Origin of the sequence: Flavobacterium pokkalii, from assembly GCF_014596575.1 — a bacterium.
Lineage (GTDB): Bacteria > Bacteroidota > Bacteroidia > Flavobacteriales > Flavobacteriaceae > Flavobacterium > Flavobacterium pokkalii.
Map to the genome: position 1 here is coordinate 36,635 of NZ_NASZ01000018.1, position 18,710 is coordinate 55,344.

At 31.2% G+C, this 18,710-nt stretch carries 11 protein-coding genes; 2 read left to right on the plus strand and 9 right to left on the minus strand.

Annotation, left to right across the window (positions count from 1 at the left end; all coding sequences use genetic code 11):
• Positions 1-18 precede the first annotated feature (18 nt).
• The 9 genes from B6A10_RS11645 to B6A10_RS11685 form a co-directional block, all read right to left on the minus strand.
• The gene (locus tag B6A10_RS11645; RefSeq protein WP_188221005.1) at positions 19-1,437 is read right to left on the minus strand and encodes a family 43 glycosylhydrolase; all 1,419 of its coding nucleotides are present in this window, start codon (positions 1,435-1,437) and stop codon (positions 19-21) included.
• A gap of 41 nt (positions 1,438-1,478) precedes the next feature.
• Complete coding sequence (locus tag B6A10_RS11650; protein ID WP_188221006.1) at positions 1,479-4,199, minus strand: family 78 glycoside hydrolase catalytic domain; 2,721 nt, start codon at positions 4,197-4,199, stop codon at positions 1,479-1,481.
• A gap of 288 nt (positions 4,200-4,487) precedes the next feature.
• Positions 4,488-6,140: an SGNH/GDSL hydrolase family protein gene (locus B6A10_RS11655; RefSeq protein ID WP_188221007.1), complete on the minus strand. Its 1,653-nt coding sequence runs from the start codon at positions 6,138-6,140 to the stop codon at positions 4,488-4,490.
• A gap of 2 nt (positions 6,141-6,142) precedes the next feature.
• Positions 6,143-7,537, minus strand: a complete 1,395-nt coding sequence (locus B6A10_RS11660) for a glycoside hydrolase family 28 protein (RefSeq protein ID WP_238929395.1) — start codon at positions 7,535-7,537, stop codon at positions 6,143-6,145.
• A 33-nt stretch (positions 7,538-7,570) separates the two neighbouring features.
• Positions 7,571-9,655, minus strand: a complete 2,085-nt coding sequence (locus B6A10_RS11665) for a beta-galactosidase (RefSeq protein WP_188221008.1) — start codon at positions 9,653-9,655, stop codon at positions 7,571-7,573.
• A gap of 171 nt (positions 9,656-9,826) precedes the next feature.
• Positions 9,827-11,521 (minus strand): RagB/SusD family nutrient uptake outer membrane protein, encoded by a 1,695-nt coding sequence (locus tag B6A10_RS11670; protein WP_188221009.1) that lies wholly within the window; start codon positions 11,519-11,521, stop codon positions 9,827-9,829.
• A 12-nt stretch (positions 11,522-11,533) separates the two neighbouring features.
• The gene (locus B6A10_RS11675) at positions 11,534-14,764 is read right to left on the minus strand and encodes a SusC/RagA family TonB-linked outer membrane protein (protein WP_202986214.1); all 3,231 of its coding nucleotides are present in this window, start codon (positions 14,762-14,764) and stop codon (positions 11,534-11,536) included.
• A 211-nt stretch (positions 14,765-14,975) separates the two neighbouring features.
• On the minus strand, positions 14,976-16,148 hold the full coding sequence (locus B6A10_RS11680; protein ID WP_188221010.1) for a FecR family protein: 1,173 nt from the start codon (positions 16,146-16,148) through the stop codon (positions 14,976-14,978).
• A 184-nt stretch (positions 16,149-16,332) separates the two neighbouring features.
• A complete protein-coding gene (locus B6A10_RS11685) occupies positions 16,333-16,827 on the minus strand; it encodes an RNA polymerase sigma-70 factor (protein ID WP_188221011.1) in 495 nt (164 codons plus the stop codon).
• A 279-nt stretch (positions 16,828-17,106) separates the two neighbouring features.
• Between B6A10_RS11685 and B6A10_RS11690 the strand changes: the two genes are divergently transcribed.
• Both B6A10_RS11690 and B6A10_RS11695 read left to right on the plus strand, forming a co-directional pair.
• Positions 17,107-17,706 (plus strand): FMN-dependent NADH-azoreductase, encoded by a 600-nt coding sequence (locus tag B6A10_RS11690; RefSeq protein ID WP_188221012.1) that lies wholly within the window; start codon positions 17,107-17,109, stop codon positions 17,704-17,706.
• A 61-nt stretch (positions 17,707-17,767) separates the two neighbouring features.
• Positions 17,768-18,703, plus strand: a complete 936-nt coding sequence (locus B6A10_RS11695; RefSeq protein ID WP_202986215.1) for an NADP-dependent oxidoreductase — start codon at positions 17,768-17,770, stop codon at positions 18,701-18,703.
• The last annotated feature ends 7 nt before the right edge of the window (positions 18,704-18,710 follow it).

Consider the following 18,710-nt stretch of genomic DNA (forward strand, 5'->3'; position numbering starts at 1 on the left):
AAAAAATCATCAAAATCATTAATTCCTAATGATTATTTTATCCAAAGAAATATAGTAACCTGTACTACCGTAGTCCGATTTTCTTTTATCAGACCAGTTTGGTTTTTCGCCTGTTACAAAAACCGAAAGTTTATAAGTATTCTTCTTTAAAATTGGAGAAGCAAACACAACAGTTGTAGTTGGTGATTTGCTATACATATCTACAAGAGAAGAAAGAATTGTTTTTCCTTTCTTATTAGATATAACAATTCTTGCATAACCATAATCAACTCCAACAGAACTATATAAAACAATTTGTTTGCCTTTAAATTGAATTGATAAAGACGCATCTTTTTCATCTGTTCTACTTATAGTTTCGTTTTTGTCATTTGATAAATGAGCCCAATTACCCTCATATTTAATTAGGGAATCTTCATTATTTATTATAAGACTTTTAGAATATTCTGGAAAAGATGCTACTCCGGTTTTTATATCAATTTGCCAGTCATCGTGATATACTGGCATATTTAGGCTTGTACCTGAAATAACAAGAGGTTGCCAAACATAAGTTGCTGCAGAGTTTTGTCTAGGGAAAGACCAACGATCACCCATATACATAAAAGTAGTATCCTTAGTACCTCTTATTGGTAATACAAAGGTACACTGGGAATTCCATGTCAAACTTCCTTCAGGCGCAAACAAGCCTCTAGAAGTCCACGGCCCATTAATTGATGGAGCGGTATAATAGTAATTATCATTTCGTTCCCAACTTGTAAGATGTGATCCCATTAAAAAATATACTCCATCTTTTTTCAACATCGTTGGAGACTCAAATCCAGAAGTCATACTTTCGTTAATTTGTTTCACCACTGATTTATAATCATCGCTTAATTTATAAATTTCACCTCCATGAATCAGGATATAACCTGTACCATCATCATCTTGAAAGGTTCCCATATCCCACTTGCGAATCGGTTTATTATTGAAAAGTATTGGCCCCTTAAATTCAAAAGGTCCTGTTATTTTTTTAGAAGTTGCATAACCCACAAATTGATCTTTATAAGTAAGCGTATCTGCATGCATATACATGATATACTCTCCTGTTTTAGGGCACTTCATTACTTTGGGTCTTTCTCCAACACGATTAGGTCCTAGTTTTCCTGTTTTTTGTAATGGAAGTGCAATCTTCTCAAATTTCCAGTTATATAAATCATCAGAGGAATAACAGCTAAAACCATTAAAAGCATTGCTAGTATCTTTTTTAAATTCTCCAAAAAGATAGTATGTGCCTTGGTCTTTTACAATATTGGCTCCATGGGCACTCACAACGTTGCTATTTTGATCAAACCATGGAGTGCCAGAATAAATAGCTTCTGTACTTCTTTTTTGAGCTATAACCAATAAAGAAATATTTAAAAATATGATTGTTGAAAGTGATTTGAATTTTAATCTTTTCATGTTTCTTATTTATGTTGTTCTTTTAAATTGTTTTTAAATTATTATCTTTCAAAAAGGTGTTCACCAGAACCTATTTGGTCAATATAGAGGTAATTGCCTTCTTCTGTAGCTGAAACATTTTTGCCATTAACTTTAATTTGGTTTCCTGTTTTATTACATTTTGGTAAATAAACTTTTGCCGTACAATTAACCGGAATATTTAATTTGAGTTGGTAATTATTATTTGAATAATTCCAATCTATCATAATAGTTCCTTTATCGGTCGGATAAGTTCCTTTAGCAGCTGTTAGTTTATCTGCAAACCATAGTGGTTTGATTTGAACTTTTTCATGCTGAGGAGCTAAAGCTTTAATCCCCAAAATATAGTTCTGAATTCCTAAAAGTCCTACTGCACCCCATGGATGCGACATACTTTGATCAGTCGTATTAGCATCCCAAGATTCCCAGGTGGCTGTTGCGCCCAAAGAAATGGTTTTGGCCCAGCCTTCCCACTCGGTATTAGTATATAAATCAATAAGATGTTCACCTTCATCTGCCAGACCAATAGACTCGGGTAACCAACGTAACGAAACCATGCCAACATTCATTTTCTGCTTTTTGATTTCATCCATTACTTGTTTTTTATTACTTTCAGGAACAATATTTAAAGCGTAAGGAAGGATATTGGCATGTTGGGAAACATGTAAACTAGCTTTATAATTACTAAAAATTCCATCTGTATAAACACCATCTGAATTGATAAGCTGTGAGTTGATAGCTTTTTTAATAGCTTCTGCTTTGTTTTGATAGATAGTCTTATCAATATTGTTTCCTAAAACATCGGCTATTTTTGAAATGATATTGAAATCTTCGTAAGCATAGGTGTCTATAACCGTTCTAGAGTCGACTGCTACATCATAACCATAACGCATTGTAGCCGGCCAATCTATAATACCAAATTCGTAAGGTCCTTTTCCTCCTTTTAATCGATGAATAAGCCCTGTTTGTTCATTTTTATAAGCATCTACATAATCGGCGATCTTTTTAAGACGGGAATAGTTATTTTTTAAGAATTCCAAATTGCCGGTTTGCATATAATAATCCCAAACCCAAACTAAATAAGATTGGGTGAAATCAGGAATATCTCTTCCGCCGTCAACATTAGGATATACCGCATTCAAGCGACCATCAGGCCAATATTGATCCTGAGATTGTAGAAATTCATTTAAAACTCTTGAATTCATGGTTCTGTCATACATTACACTCATACATGGAACTGCCTGAGACCAGCTATCCAATAAAAAAGCGCCTTTTTCGCGGGTAGGGGTGTCTACAAAATCTTCCTGAGCCCCTAGGATTAAAGTGTGTTTCATCAATTCCCAGCTTTTATTGAGCATCTCATTTGAAGATTCGAAAGTAGAATTGGAAGGGTCTAATTCGAAATGACGGCTGATAAAACTCACATTGCTTTGATTGAGTTCATTAGGTGAATTGTCAACCTGAAGGTAACGCATTCCTAAATACACATTAGGATTAAAGACAGAATTCTTTCCGTTAGGGATGAATTTGAATCCCATATTGGTAGATTGGGTAATTGTAGTAGAGACCGTCCCGTCATTATTCAGGACATAACCACCGTGCATTTTGATAGTATCGCTTGCGAATTTTTCGTTAAAAGCAATTTTAAAACTACCAGCGTAGATTTTTCCTAAATCGATAACATATTTTCCATTTCCAAGGCTTTGAATTGTTACAGGTTTGATTTCTTTTTCAACCACTCTTGCCAAATCCGATTGTAAGGTTCCTGCCCAGGGAGCAGTAGGCTGCGAACCAATCTCAGTTGCGTTTTTCCAACTGGAATCATCTAATTTAAGATTGTTCCAATTGGCAATATTTCTTCGGGCATTTATAAACTCAACTCTGCCCACACCTTCGCCATTTCGTTGTGGTTGCCCCTGAATCCATTGAGATGCCTGTGTTTGTTTCCAGGTTTTATCTGTTCCAATGATAGTTTGAGTACCATCAGCATATTCTACAATTGTTTTTAGAATAATACCACGAGTACCCGTTGCACGACCTTGACCTCCACCATACCAGTGCGTCAAGCAAGCCAAAAGATTTTCACTGTTTTTATTAAAAAAAGACGTAACATCCCAGGCATTGTAATAACTGTATTGTGGATAGTGATTGTTGAAACCTTTACCAACGAATTGTCCGTTAATGAATAATTCATAACTATGACAAGCCGATACATAAGTGATGGCTTTTTTGATAGCTTTGCTGGATAGCTTTGTTTTTTTTCTAAAATAGGTATAATCGTCGTTGTCTTTAGAATCTCTTTTGATCCATTGTGCAGTAGACCAATCTTCATTTGTTAATAAACCCGTTGTGAATTGTGCCACAGATGAGTAAGGACTTATATTTCCGTCTTTATCCCAGCAGCGTACTTTCCAATAATAGGTTGTTGCTGGCTGAAGAGAAGTGTTTTCAAGGTAGATGTAATTTTGCTTTCCTGAATTGGTTTTATGACTGTCCCAAATATCTGCTTTGTTTGCTTTCAGACTGGCTAAACTGGAAGCTACTACAATTTGATAGGCGGTTTGAATTTCATTGCTGTCAGAATCACTTAGAAACCATCCGAAATAAGCTTTATTGTTTGTACCAATTGGATTTTTTTTATCAAAACTTCTAAGGTTGTAAGGGGCTTTAGGATTTGCCGCTAAAATTTTAATAGACAGGAAAAGAAAGAGCATTAAAATTAATAAGTTTTTTAGTTGTTTCATTGATTATAGATTGATGAAATAAAAATAATTAAATAGTTTTAAAGTTATTTTAGATTAAAATAATACGTTCTCAGTTGTTGTTTTTTTGCTAATACTGTCAACACAAGTATTGTCAATATTTATGTTTTTAATACGTATTCTATCCTTCTTCTAAGCTAGCTTATCTCTTTCGCTTTATGAAAAAACTAAGAATCCATATAATAAATAACTTTAAAACAATCTTATTTTCTAAATTAAAAATAAAATAGCTTTCAAAATTAAAATTCCAGTTTAAAAACTTTTGGCTCATTATTGTAGTTGTTTTGAGATTTTATCAATTATTTTTCCTGCTATTATATCCTGTCCTCCACCAGACATATGAATACCATCTTGCGCATAATAATCAATAATACCTAATAAAGGATTGTATATATCAATTACTTCAAATTTATATTGAGCAGCTATTTTCATTAATTGCGGGACTAAAACTTGTAATCGTTCGTTACCTCCTATGTATTTATCTAGTATATTTTTTGTTCTCATTGGAGGAGGAGTCACAAAAATCAATTTAGTTTTTGATTTATGATATATGGAGTGTTGTTTTATTTTGTTCAGTAACGATTCAAAATTTACTATAACTTCATTTTGTTTTTCGGCAAATACACTCTTAGTATCATTAGTTCCTAAACAAAGAATTATATAATTACATTTTTTACCTTTTAATTGCTTTTGCGCTGAATTTAAAAATTCATCAATATTAGCCAGCGCATTTAATTCTTTTTTCCCATTATTATCAAAACCAATTGTCCGACCACTTTTTGATATATTTATAATGTTTGCGTTAGGCATTCTTTTCTTTAATTGGTCTACCCATCCGTCTTTATTAAATCCATTAGAATCACCTAATGTAAGGATGTTACATTTTTTATCAATTGTTTTATCGATAGGAATTAAACCTAGTGCCTGAGGAATTTGTTCATGTCCTCCTTCAAATATTGTCAGCTGTATATTTTGAAATTTTTTAGCTAAATAGACACTTCTGTCATATAAAATATTTTTTTCTTGATAATTTGGATTATAACGTTTAGTTAGTAAACTAATGGTATTTGCTTTAGAAACCAGGTTACTATCAACTTCAGCTTTATTATTTATAGATTCAATATCTGATACTCCATAGATTAACTCTCCTGCTAATCTATTATAAATATTTATAGAATGCGTAATTGGAACCGAACCTATATATCCATCATGTACACCTTCATAAATAAACAACTTAGCATTCTTTCTTAGATCGATTGGATATGTTTGATATAATGGTGAACGCTTTTTAGCTTCTTCAAAATTAAAAACGCTATCAGTAGATACGGACTTTAAAATATCATTAGCATACTTTTGTTTACGTCCAACTGATTCCCAATACCAAGCCTCTAAATCGCTTATTGGTGCCCAGGCAGAAAAAGTCTTTACTGGGTATTTAATATTCATAAAAGCAATTAACGTAGCTAAACCTCCTCCAGAAACACCAACTATATGAACTTCATTTGGATCTGTATTTGTATTTTTAATTGCAAAAGCAATAGCATCTTCGATATCTGCAATAACCCATTTACTTCCTGTCGCTTCTGGATTGTTATTAGATCCTCTGAAATTTGGATGAATATAGTTCCAATCCCGTGCAATAATTTCATTTGTTAATGGGTCTTTTTGGGTATAATCACCACTCCAGGTATGCAGACTTACTATTAGCGGTTTTTTAAAATTACTTTTAGAAGCATACATATAAGCTTTTTGATTTTTGCCATCAATTGAAGATGGTATATCTACAACTTTGAATGCATTCTTCCAATTTGTTTTGGTGGTATTATCCCATGCAGGATCATCTTGTGCAATTAGATGCAGATTAAGAAAAAGAAAAAGAAACAGTACTACTATTAATCTATGTTGCGAGAAAAATTTCAGCATAATTATTTGTTAGAAGTTTCAATAAAATTAGTAAGATTATCATGAATGTGTTTTTGCTTAGTAATTGTATCTACCTGGACATTCGTAAGAACAACATGTTTAACAGGGAGTTCCTTTTGTCCCAAAATCTTAGACAAATATTGAGTTTTTACAGCTTTCACGTTCGTTAAATAAACATTTTCAATTGGAGTTAATTTCCTTTCAATTGTAGGAACCAAATCCCTCCATTGATACAAGACATCAGTTTCTATCCCTACAACTCCATCTTGAATACTTCCTGCATTAATATCTTCCACATAAATATTTTTAACATAGCCTCCACGTCGTTCATTGGTTTTAATAAAAACCAAATTAAACATTTTGGCTCTTTCTAATACCTTACAATTTTTCACATATACATTTTCAATACCTCCAGATAATTCACTTCCTACTGCTAATAATTGATGTCCATTTTTCATAGTACAATTTCGAATTACAATATTTTTGGATGGGGTATCAAGTCGCCATGCATCTTGATTCCTTCCTGATTTTACCGCAATAGCATCATCACCTTGGTCAAAAATACAGTCCTCAATTAAAACATTTTGACTCATTTCTGGATCAACTCCATCATTATTATGTCCATGAGCATATACTTTTAAATTTTGAAGAGTAACATTCTTTGAAAGATAGGGATGAATTGTCCAAAACGGACTATTTTCAATAAATACGTCTTTCATCAAAATATTCTCACTCCTATTAAATTGAATAAACTGAGGTCTAAAATTAGCAGTATCATTCACCATTTGACGTTCTTCAACAGGCTTGTCATATGATGCTAAAAAATATAATCTTTTTAAACTATTCATATGGGGTTTTGGACGCAAAAACCATTTTGTCCAGACATCCATTTTTGCCTTTAATTTACCTTCTCCGGTAATTGCAATGTTTTTACAATTGTAAGCATAAATTAATGGCGAATAATTGTAACATTCCATACCTTCCCAAGTAGTATGAACAGCAGGTAAATAATCTTTAGGATCTTCAGAAAAAAGTAAAGTTGCTTCTTTTTCTAAATGCAAATTAACATTACTTTTTAAATGGATTTTTTTTGTAAGCCATTCTCCTTTTGGAATCACTACTATACCTCCACCCGAGTTATTGGCCTGATCAATAGCAGATCTAATGGCCTTTGATGTCAATTCCTTATTCCCTTCGACAGCACCAAAATCTGTAATTAAAAACTGTTTACAATTACTAAAATCAGGAACAATAATATTATCCATTTTAAACGGTGCATCCACGTTAATTTGATTCGATGATACATTAGTATATAATTTTTTGTTACAACTACACACTACTAATGCCATTACTAAAGCAAAGCCTTGCATACTAAATATCTTCCTATTTGAACTCATTTTTTTATTCTATTCTTAATCTAAATATTATATTTACTTTATTTTCCAAACCAAAACAGCCGCTGTTTCTAACTCTTTTTGACCAATCAGAATTTTAGAATTTTCTGGAAGATTGATTATCCTTTTTTTATCTGAATAATTCATGGCTATTCCAAAACCATCGCGATATTCTACTAATATCCCTTCTGGATATGATTCTGTGAAAATATTCGCCTTATTAAAAACACGTTTAAGAACATCGTATTCTAGCTCTCCTTTTTGTGTATCAACCCCTATATAAGTAACCCAACCTTTACCAATTGCTCGATGTACTACAGCAGGTCTATCACTATAAAAATCGCCCTTATAATTAGCCCAAACTTCTGTTCCTTTAAATGGAGAAAGAATCTCTCCCCAACTTGACCAACTAAAAGATTTATCATCTAATTTAACTTCGTCTGGAACATCTCGTGGTAACAAATCATAAAATTTAATTTTACTTCCTATCAAATCATAAATAGGTTCTGCAAATTGTGCTTCCCACAAATGACCTTGTTTATCTTGATGTCCTGTACGACAAGAAATCACAAGAATCCCGCCATTTTTGGCATAGTTAGTTAATTTTACAATTAAAGCCTTATCAATTTGTTGATAGGCTGGTACCACAAGTACTGGATATTGTGAAAAATCAACATCTTCTCTTATAAAATCAACCGGAGCACCAAATGATTTTAAAGCTCCATAATACTTTAATACATGAGATTCGGTATCCCATTCTGTAGTTTGTTTGTTTTGATTGATTGCTACCGTATTATCTGGATTGTATAAAACAGCGGTTTTACGTTTTAGATAAAAATCAGGTATTACTGCGCCTGCATATTCTTTTCTCAACTTTTTAATTTCCTGTGCAAATTGCTGGTACTCTAATCCCCCGGGGGTAGGTGTTACACCATCATAACTTAAGATACCATAATGATATTGTTCATACCCATAAATCGGAGCTCGAAATCTATAAGCACATTCAAATTTACTACCACCAGCAAAAACATTCCACAACCACAAACGAACCGCCCCAGGCAATGGTTGTGAATTAATTTTACCCCAATTTACCTGACCTGGTTGTAATTCCATAACACCGTAATCCTTAGACATAGGTCTAAAATAATCATTTGCCATAGCGATTCTAAGATAATCCCCTAGACGATATCCTTTTTTACCTACACCTTTACCTTCACCATATACCATATAGCGGGTATACGAAACAAAATCTAATTCTTTGCTTGCACCTATGTAACGAACATCATACATAGGTATGTAATTTGAAGTAATCCATTGGTTAGTTGAACATTCTTTAATTGTTCGAGCTTGATCATCTAAAAAAGTAGCTGTTTCATCATCGCAAAATCTTGTATGATCTAAAGTTTGATATAAATTGATTCCCCATTGTTTATGATTAGGAAGATTAATTTGTTCAAAATCAGAATAAGTTCCACTCCAAAAATTCGTTCCCCAGGCAGTATTTAAAGCATCTATAGAGCCATATTTATTTTTAAGCCATTTTCTAAAACGAATTTGTGCGTCTTTACCATAATCCACATTACTTCTAGGTTCATTATCAAGTTGCCACCCAATTATTCGCTTGTCTTTACCATAATGTTTAGCTAATTCAGCTATCATTTTTAAGGAATAGGAACGATAGTACTCATTGGAAAACGAAGCGTGTTGTCTGGAACCAAGATCCTCTACTGTACCTTCATAATTAGTTTTTAAAACTTCTGGATGTGCTCTCACCAGCCAAACTGGTGGTGTAGCAGTAGACGTACATATAATCACCTTAAGATTATATTTAGCAGCCAATTCAACAGCTCTGTCCAACCATTTAAAATCATATACTCCTTCCTGAGGTTCTAATTGAGCCCATGCAAATTCAGCAAAATGGGTAAATTCAAATCCCATTTCAGCCATTTTTTTAAAATCTCGTTCCCATTGAGTTTCGCTCCAATGTTCCGGATAATAATAAACCCCTATCTTACTTAAGTCTTTATCTAAAAAAAAGGATTGGGAGTTTTGTGCTTTACCAAAAAACGTTACGGAAAAAAACAATATAAAAGAAAAAGAAAAACTTAAAGTTGTATTCATATTCATAATTAAAAAAATGTATTTATAAAAATCATTAATTCAAAATAATTTTATATAAAAAAATTAGGAGTTGTTCAACATAGGAACAACTCCCAATTCCCAAACACTAACCATTAACCACTAATTATTCTTTTTTTTACTGTCATAAAAATAAAAACGAATGCCAGTATATTATTTATATCCTAAATTTTGAGGAAACTCCCCAGAATCATGATCTATAACCGATTGAGGTATCGGACGCAAAATATGAGTAGTTGTCATCTTATCTTCCATTTTTGCAAGATTATTATGTAATAAAGTACGTTCAATTAATTTTCCTGTTCTTTTTAAATCAAACCATCTCTTATATTCTCCAGTCAATTCTCTTGCCCTTTCATCTAATATAAAATCTAAATCAACATCTGCACTAGTAATTTCAATAGCGGACTGATTTCCAGGTATAGCAGCTCTTCTTCTTACTGTATTAATTCTTTCTGCAGCTTTACTATCATCATCGCTCATATGATAAGCTTCAGCTGCAATTAAATAAAGCTCTGACAATCTGAACATAAAAATATCTCTAGTTCCTTTTCTATTGTTGTTATTACCATGAAAATCAGCATTAGGATCAAAAAACTTCCAAACCATAGGCCATTTGCCAGCTCCTCCAATATTATTAAAATCCTGTTTCCATGTATCATATTTATAAATATTAACATTTGGATTTGCAGCTTTAAGATCTATTTCATCTTGGGCTGTGAAATTTTCATCCCATTTAGGAAAATATACAATTAAATCACCTTTATTTATGCCTTTTGATGCATCATTGATAGTGGCATAAAATTCACTTTTAAATGTAGCATCATAACGACTATCAATTGAGGTGTCAAATAAAGAATACAAAAACTGTGTTGGCATAAACTGTTGCTCATGATTATTATACGTTGTATTTAACCAATCAAATCCTGATTCATACAACCACAATTCCCATCCAAAAAGGACACTTTGACCATTTCCTCTAACACTTGTCCCTAATGAACCTGCATCATATTGAATCGAAAAAATTATTTCATTATTTTTCTCATTTCCTGGAGTAAACACTTCTTTAAATGTATTTAATAATGCATACTTCCCACTGTTAATTACTCCATCAGCTAAACTAGCCGCCATTGTAAAATCGCTAGAAGAGCCATACGACTTATACCCTCGTGTCAAATAAATTAGTGACAATAATGAATTAACTGCTCCTTTGGTAACCTTTCCAAACTGTTCCGGTGTAGCTAGTACATCAACTTCTGACTCTTCCAATTCACTAATGATGAATTTATAAATGTCTTCTTCAGGAATTCTATCAAAATGAGTTATAGCTCCATTAATTTCATCCTTAACTAAAGGCACATCACCAAATTGTTCAACTAATAGATAATAATTATAGGCACGTATAAACTTTACCTCTGCTACAAGCTGCTTAATCTTATTTTCATTTAAACCATTTACATTTTTAGCTCTTGAAATTGCTGTGTTACACGTTTGAATAGCTTGATAACATCTATAATAAAAATCAGAAACATATTGATTTTGAGCATCTAAATTTCCATATTCATTTAATTCACTACTAAAAACATCTCTGTTTTCATAAGATCCTCCAATTAATACACTTTTACCCCTTGTATATATATCAACTCCAAGACAAAATAACCAGGGATCATCCACAAAATTATTTCTCAAAGTTGCATAAGACGCATTTACCAAGGATTGATAACCTTCACTAGTAGAAAAATAATTTTCTGCTGTAATGTTGCTTTTATTATCTTCAACCAAAAAATCTTCGCAAGAAAAATTTAATGATATAATTATAAATAACAGTATATATTTTAATGATTTCATAAACTATATAAATTAAAATTCTAAATTAAGTCCAACTAAATAAGAAGCATATCCTGTTGCTTCACCCCAAGTATTCTGTTGCCCCCATTCTGGATCAAATCCAGGATATTTTGTAAAAATAAAAGGGTTCGTTGCTGTTGTATAAACTCTTAAACGATTAATTTTTAAACTTTCAAGAGCTTTTTTAGGCAAATTATATCCAAGTGATATGTTACCAATCCTTACAAAAGAAACATCTCTATATTGGTAGCTATTAAAATATTTACCTTTATTACCAGGCATTGGATATTTGTTTGTTGGATTATTAGCAGTCCAATAATTTACATTCAAATTATTATAATCTCCTTCAAGAGCCATAAATGAAGAGACAAAAGTACTTGAAAGTTGCTGTCCCTGACGGGTATAAACATAAACTGAAAAATCCCAATCTTTAAACTTAAAATTATTAGTAATACTTCCTGTCCACTTTGGAGTTCGTTGACCTATAATCTTTCTATCATTAGCATCTATAACTTTATCATTATTTAAATCTTTTACCTTTATTTGTCCAGGTGTTTGACCATATTGTGCAGCTAAATCAGCTTCATTAAGTTGCCAAATACCATCGAATACATAATCATAATTTACCTGAATTGGTTTACCTATAAACCATCTATTCCCTATATCATCTTTTTTTTCACCATATAACTCAACAATTTCATTCTTGTTAGTGTCAAAAACAATGCTTGTTTCCCATGTGAAATTTTTATTTTCAATATTAACGGTATTTATTCCTAATTCTATTCCTGAATTTCTTACCCATCCAACATTATCCCATATGCTTCCCCAACCTGTTGTTTCTGGTAATTGTCTACGCATTATTAAATCTTTAGCATCACGTCTATATATATCTAATGTACCATTTATTCTATGATCAAATAATCCATAATCAATCCCAAAATTTAATTCAGTTGTCTTTTCCCAAGTCAAATTATAATTAGACAAGCCACTTTTATAATAAGCTGTACTAACTGTTCCTCCAAAATCATAATCTTTCGGAGAGATGTTTGATTGTGTACCATATATATCAACTGCATCATTACCTGTTACACCATAACTCAATCTTGCTTTCAAATTATTTACAAATTGCAAATTACTCATGAAACTTTCATCAGAAATATTCCAGGCAAATGCAGCTGAAGGGAAAAAAGCCCATTTATTTCCTTCAGCTAACCTTGAAGATCCATCGTATCTACCACTAGCAGAAAATAAATATTTACCTTTATAATCGTAGTTGAATCTTCCTAAAAAGGAAAGAAGACTTCTTTGCTTGTAATCGGTAGAAGATTGAACAATATTTGCTTTTGTCACAGCATCTAAGTTATACCATTTACTATTAAAAGGTAAACCTTTTGCTTCTTGAAATGTAGTCTCCCATTGTTCATATTGTGCACTTTGAACTGCGGTAAAACCAATTCTATGATCACCCAAACTCTTTTTATATGTTAATTGATTATCAAAAACATACCCTAATTGATCATTAACACCATAACCAGCCCAAGTGTTAGCAATCAAACCTCCTGCAGCTTTACTATACTGCCCAATTGAATAACCTGATCTTTCATTTACCATTTGTGGAGAAATTTGAGTACGTAAGGTAAACTCTTCACTAGGCTTGAATTGAAGATAAAAATTACCAAATACCCTGTAGCGTTTTACTTGTCTGTTTTCACCATCGTCTTTATTTTCAAATAGAGGATTGATAACTCCATTATTTCGATATGATCTAAATCTTAAACTTCCATCTTCGTTATAAGGTACACCTACAGCTGGCATTCTATATGTAGATCTGATTGCTTCATAACTACCGATATTTTGTAAACTATATATCGCATATAAATTTCCTCCTGCTTCCCATTTATCAGAAAATTTTCTATCTATATTCAATCTAACGTTATAACGATTGTAATCCTGTCCTTTCACAGTCCCCTCTTCTCTTAATTGCCCCATACTTACGGCAAAAGTTCCTTTAGAATCACCACCGCTTGCTGTAATAGTATTACTTGATTGAATACCATCTCTTAACATTAGTTTCTGCCAGTTAGTATATTTTTTATTATCGATAATATCCCACTCTTCTGAAGTAAAAAAATCAGCATTTGAACGATCAGTACTCTTTCCTAAGTTTGTGAACAAATCTGTTCTCCATCTAACATATTCATCTCCATTCATCATATCCGGTAAATTATTTGGTGTTCTAACACCATAATAACTATCATACTTAATCGTAAATTTTCCTGAGGAACCTTTTTTAGTTGTAACTATGACAACACCATTTGCTCCTCTTGATCCATAAATAGCAGTTGCAGAAGCATCTTTTAATACATCAATACTTGCAATATCATTAGGGTTCAAATCTGTCAATCCTTCTGTAGTCGGAATTCCATCAACTACATAAAGAGGCGTGTTAGTATTATTAATTGAACTCAATCCTCTTACTGATATACTAAAACCACTTCCGGGTCTTCCTACGTTTTTTTGAACGTTAACCCCAGCCATCCTACCTTGCATAGCTCCTGCTACATCAGGTATTGTAGTTTTTGTTATAGTTTCAGAATTTAATGAAGTTACTGAACCTGTAACATCTTTTTTCTTTACTGCACCATAACCTATCACTACTACTTCATCCAATCCCGAAACATCGGGCAGCAATTTAATAGTAAATGTAGTCTGATCCTTAACAAAGATTTCACTTGGTTTATAACCAATATAGGAAACAACGATAACTGCATTATTAGAAACTTTAAATTTAAAATTACCATCAAAATCAGTGCTTGTTGCATTAGTAGTCCCTTTTTCTAAAATAGAAGCTCCTGGCAAAGGCATACCATTTTCATCTACAACTTTACCAGAAATCATTGATTGTAGTGTTTTACTACTGAGGTTTTCATTTAAAAGTTTATCTTTTACTATTACAGCATTATTATCTGTTATTGTAATATCAAAATTGCCATTAGCTATAGCTTTGCTTAATAGTCTATTGATATTCTCTGTGCCTTTTTTTACCTTTATATTTGGCATATTTTTAAACAAACCCTCTTCATAAAAGAATTTATAATTTGTCTGATCCATTATTAATTCAAAGACCTGGTCAACAGTCAATATTTTGTCTTCTTCTATTTTAACCTTTGCATTTTGAGAAATCAGATTAATAGGAGAAAAAGCAAAAATGGTTGTACAACATAATAAAATATATGTTTTCATGATAAGCATTAATAGTCGCTTTCTGGAGAGAAAAAACGTATTAGTTAATTTTATTTCCATAAATTTGTGCGTTATTGGTTAGTTAATAATTTAAAAATTAATTAATTGATACTGATACATTGAGGATAGGGGGTTATACTTTGGCGAGTTGAACTTTATCCTCTTTTTTTTATTTTTCATCTATTTCATTGGCTATTTCTTTTTTAGTTATTTATTTAAGTATAATGGTTTTTCCTTTTATTTGATAATTATTAACGGAATAAGACTTCATAATTAACAATATCTCTTCAATACTTTGATTTTTATTCAACGTTCCTCTAAACTTAACCTGTTCTAAATTTTTATCTTCAAAAACTACCTCAACATCATACCATCTGGAAATTACTTTCATAATTTCCTTCAAGGTTTTTCCTTTAAAACTAAAAATACCGTCTTTCCATGAAACTTCTCCATAAACGTTAACTTCTGAAATACTTAAATCATAAGTTTTAAGATTTAAATTCGACTGCTCTGAAGGTCTTAATATATCTTTTGATTTTTCTGTTTTGATTGAAACTTTACCCTCAACTAAAGTGGTATATATATTAGATTCATCCTTATAAGCTTTCACATTAAATTCTGTCCCTAAAACTTCTATTTCTTGAGACTTATTTAATACTTTAAATTTGGAACCTTTATGATTGGTACTTGGAGACACATCAAAATAAGCTTCCCCATAAACTAATTCCACTTTACGATTTTCTCCTTCCACAAATGAAACTGGAAACTTTAACTGAGTTTCTGAATTCAACCATACTTCTGTACCATCTGCTAAAACTAAATGAAACTGTCCTCCTCTTGGTATGGTCAAATAATTAAACAAGACCGTTTCATCTGTTTTGCTTTTTTGATTATAAACTATCTCTTCTCCATTGCTTTTTGCATTTTGAGTTTGATAAGAACTACCTTTTTCCAAAGTAACAACTGAACCATCGGCTAATGTTAATGTTGCTTTATTTGAGCCTGGAATAATCACATTATTTACGTTAACTAATTTTGGAACTCTATCATATTTATTTTGAAATAAATTGGTTTTAAAAACATAAGTTAATCCAAGAGCTAAAATTAAAATTGCTGCAGCAGTATACTTTAACCACAATTTATTATTCAAAACAAATAGCGATTTATTATTTTGTTTCTGAATTTTTAATTCAATGGTTTTCCATGCTTTAATTTTATCATTCTTTGAATACATCTCTAAGTCATCAATTAGTTTACTAATCTTTATTTTTTTAGAAAACGGATATTTTTCATATAAACTTTCCAATTCCGACTTCTCAGAATCTGATAAAATTTTAAGCACCTTTTTTATTTTTAGATTCGCTATAGAAAAAATATCTTTCATTCTTTTTAGTATATATTATAAGAACGACTAGGTTTTAATTAAGTACTATTATTTTTTTTGATTTTTTTTTAAAAATTCAAAAAAATAAGCAAAATAAAATACACAAACCATAATATTACCCACCACAAGTAGATAATATAATTTTAAAAAACATAGGCGATTAAGGGAAACTATTATTGGTCTGTTATACCAGCAAAAAATAAATAATTGTATCAAATTCCAGAAACTGGTCTCTTAGTATTTTATAAGATTGAGATTTTAAAGTTTTTACAGTCTGAAGTTTAATTTCAAGGCAATCAGCAATTTCATTATTTTTAAATCCTTTTAAACTCAATTTAATGATTTCTTTTTTTCTGTCTGGAAGTAATTCAATCGCATCATGTAATTTACGAACAATTTCTTCTTTCAAAATTTCTTCTAAAAACAAATCATCATCTTCAATTGATTTCACAATATTTTCAGCATATTTATCTTTTACTTTATTATGCTTAATAACATCATAACATTTGTTACGAACTGATTTATATAAAAAAATCTTTAACGAAATTTCATCAGGAAAAATATTTTCTTTTTCCCATAAACTCACAAAAACATCCTGAACTAAATCTTGACACTCATCATTTAAACCCAAAAAACGATTAGCATATTTAACGAGTGCATCATAATACTCATCAAACATTTTTCTCAAATCACTTTTAGTGATAAAATTCTTTTCGGCTATCAAGATTTAATATTTTGCTTCTGAATTAATAATTACAAATATATAAATATAACCCATTTTGACTAACTAACTACTATATTATTATTAAAGCAAGCTCTAACAGCTTCATTTTTCACCCTTTATATATTAACTTACTTTTTAAAAACTCAAAACAGCTACATCAAAAGTAGATTGAGCTACATTTAATATATTTTAAGATATGAACTTTGCGGTATAACTAAAATAAAAGAATTAATTATGAAAGTGCTGCAAATTAAAACAAGTCTTAACGGAGACAATTCAATGAGTAATAAATTATCAAATGCAATTGTTGATGAGATAAAAAAGAAACACTCCTCAGTGCAATTAACCGAAAGAAATCTGGCAAAAAAAAACTTACCTCATTTTTCACTCCAACATTTTGAAGCATTCTCAAATAACCCTGAAATGGATGTTCAAGAAAAAGAAAAGATAATTAAAATTTCTGATGAGCTTATAAATGAAATTGAACAGGCAGAAATTATTGTAATTGGAGTACCTGTATATAATTTAACAATCCCATCTACTTTAAAGTCTTGGATTGACTTTATAACTAGAGCTCAAAAAACATTTAGATACACTACTGAAGGACCAATTGGTTTAATTACAGATAAAAAAGTTTATATAGCTATCTCTTCTGGTGGAATTTATTCAGATGGATCAAGAAAATCACAGGATTTTACAGAACCTTATTTGAGAACTATATTAGGTTTTTTAGGAATTAATGATATTACAACCATAAGAGTTGAAGGTTTGTCCATACCTGATATCAATGATACTGCATTTAGTAAAGCCTTACAAAGAATAGAAATAGATTGAGAAATATAATGTAAATAACCGATTAGACAATCAATATTTAGAAATTTAAAAAAAAAGACAAATGAAAATTAAGAGAATACAGTTTAATAACTACGGTGATGCATCAAAAATGTACCTTGGAGAATACGAATTAGCACAACTTAAACCTAACGATGTACAAGTTAGAGTAAAAGCTGCTGCAGTAAATCCTTTGGATTGGAAGCAAAGAAGAGGTGATCTAAAACTTTTTATGAATAAAAAGTTTCCAAAAGGAATTGGGAATGATTTTTCAGGAATTGTAGAAGCTATTGGTTCAAATGTACAAAATATAAAAGTTGGAGATGAAGTATTTGGTACAATGGATGTAAAACATCCTGGAGCATTTGCAGAAAAATTAATTACTAACTCAAAATATGTAACAAAAAAACCAATCAATATTTCTCATGCAGATGCTTCTTGTCTTCCAATAGCTGCTGCAGTTGCTTGGGCAGCATTATTTATAAAAGGTAATGTTACTCAAAATTCGAGGGTACTTATTAATGGTTGCATGGGAGCAGTAGGTTCAATTGCCGTACAATTAGCCAAAGAAAAAGGAGCTTGGATTGCTGGTACCTGCTCAAAAAAGGATATAGAGGAAGCAAGAAAAAATGGAGTGAATGAAGTATATGAATTCACGGAGAATAATTATTGGAAAAAAACTCAACCTTTTGATGTTGTTTTTGATACTGCTGGACTAATGCAACAAAGAATAGGTTTTTCTATGCTTAAATCTAATGGTAAATTTATTGATATTAATCCTACTCCAATGTCTATGTTAAAGGGTTTATTCATAGCTAAATACAAGTTTACTTTTGCTACAGCAGCTATGAAACATCTTTCTGATTTTGCTAACCTAGCAGAAAAGGGAATACTAAAAGCTAAAATTGGAAAAGAAACAAATATTTCAAAAGCTATAGAAATACTGACAGAAATTGAAAATGGAAACGGTGCTAAAGGAAGAACCGTAATAATTTTTTAAATTTGTA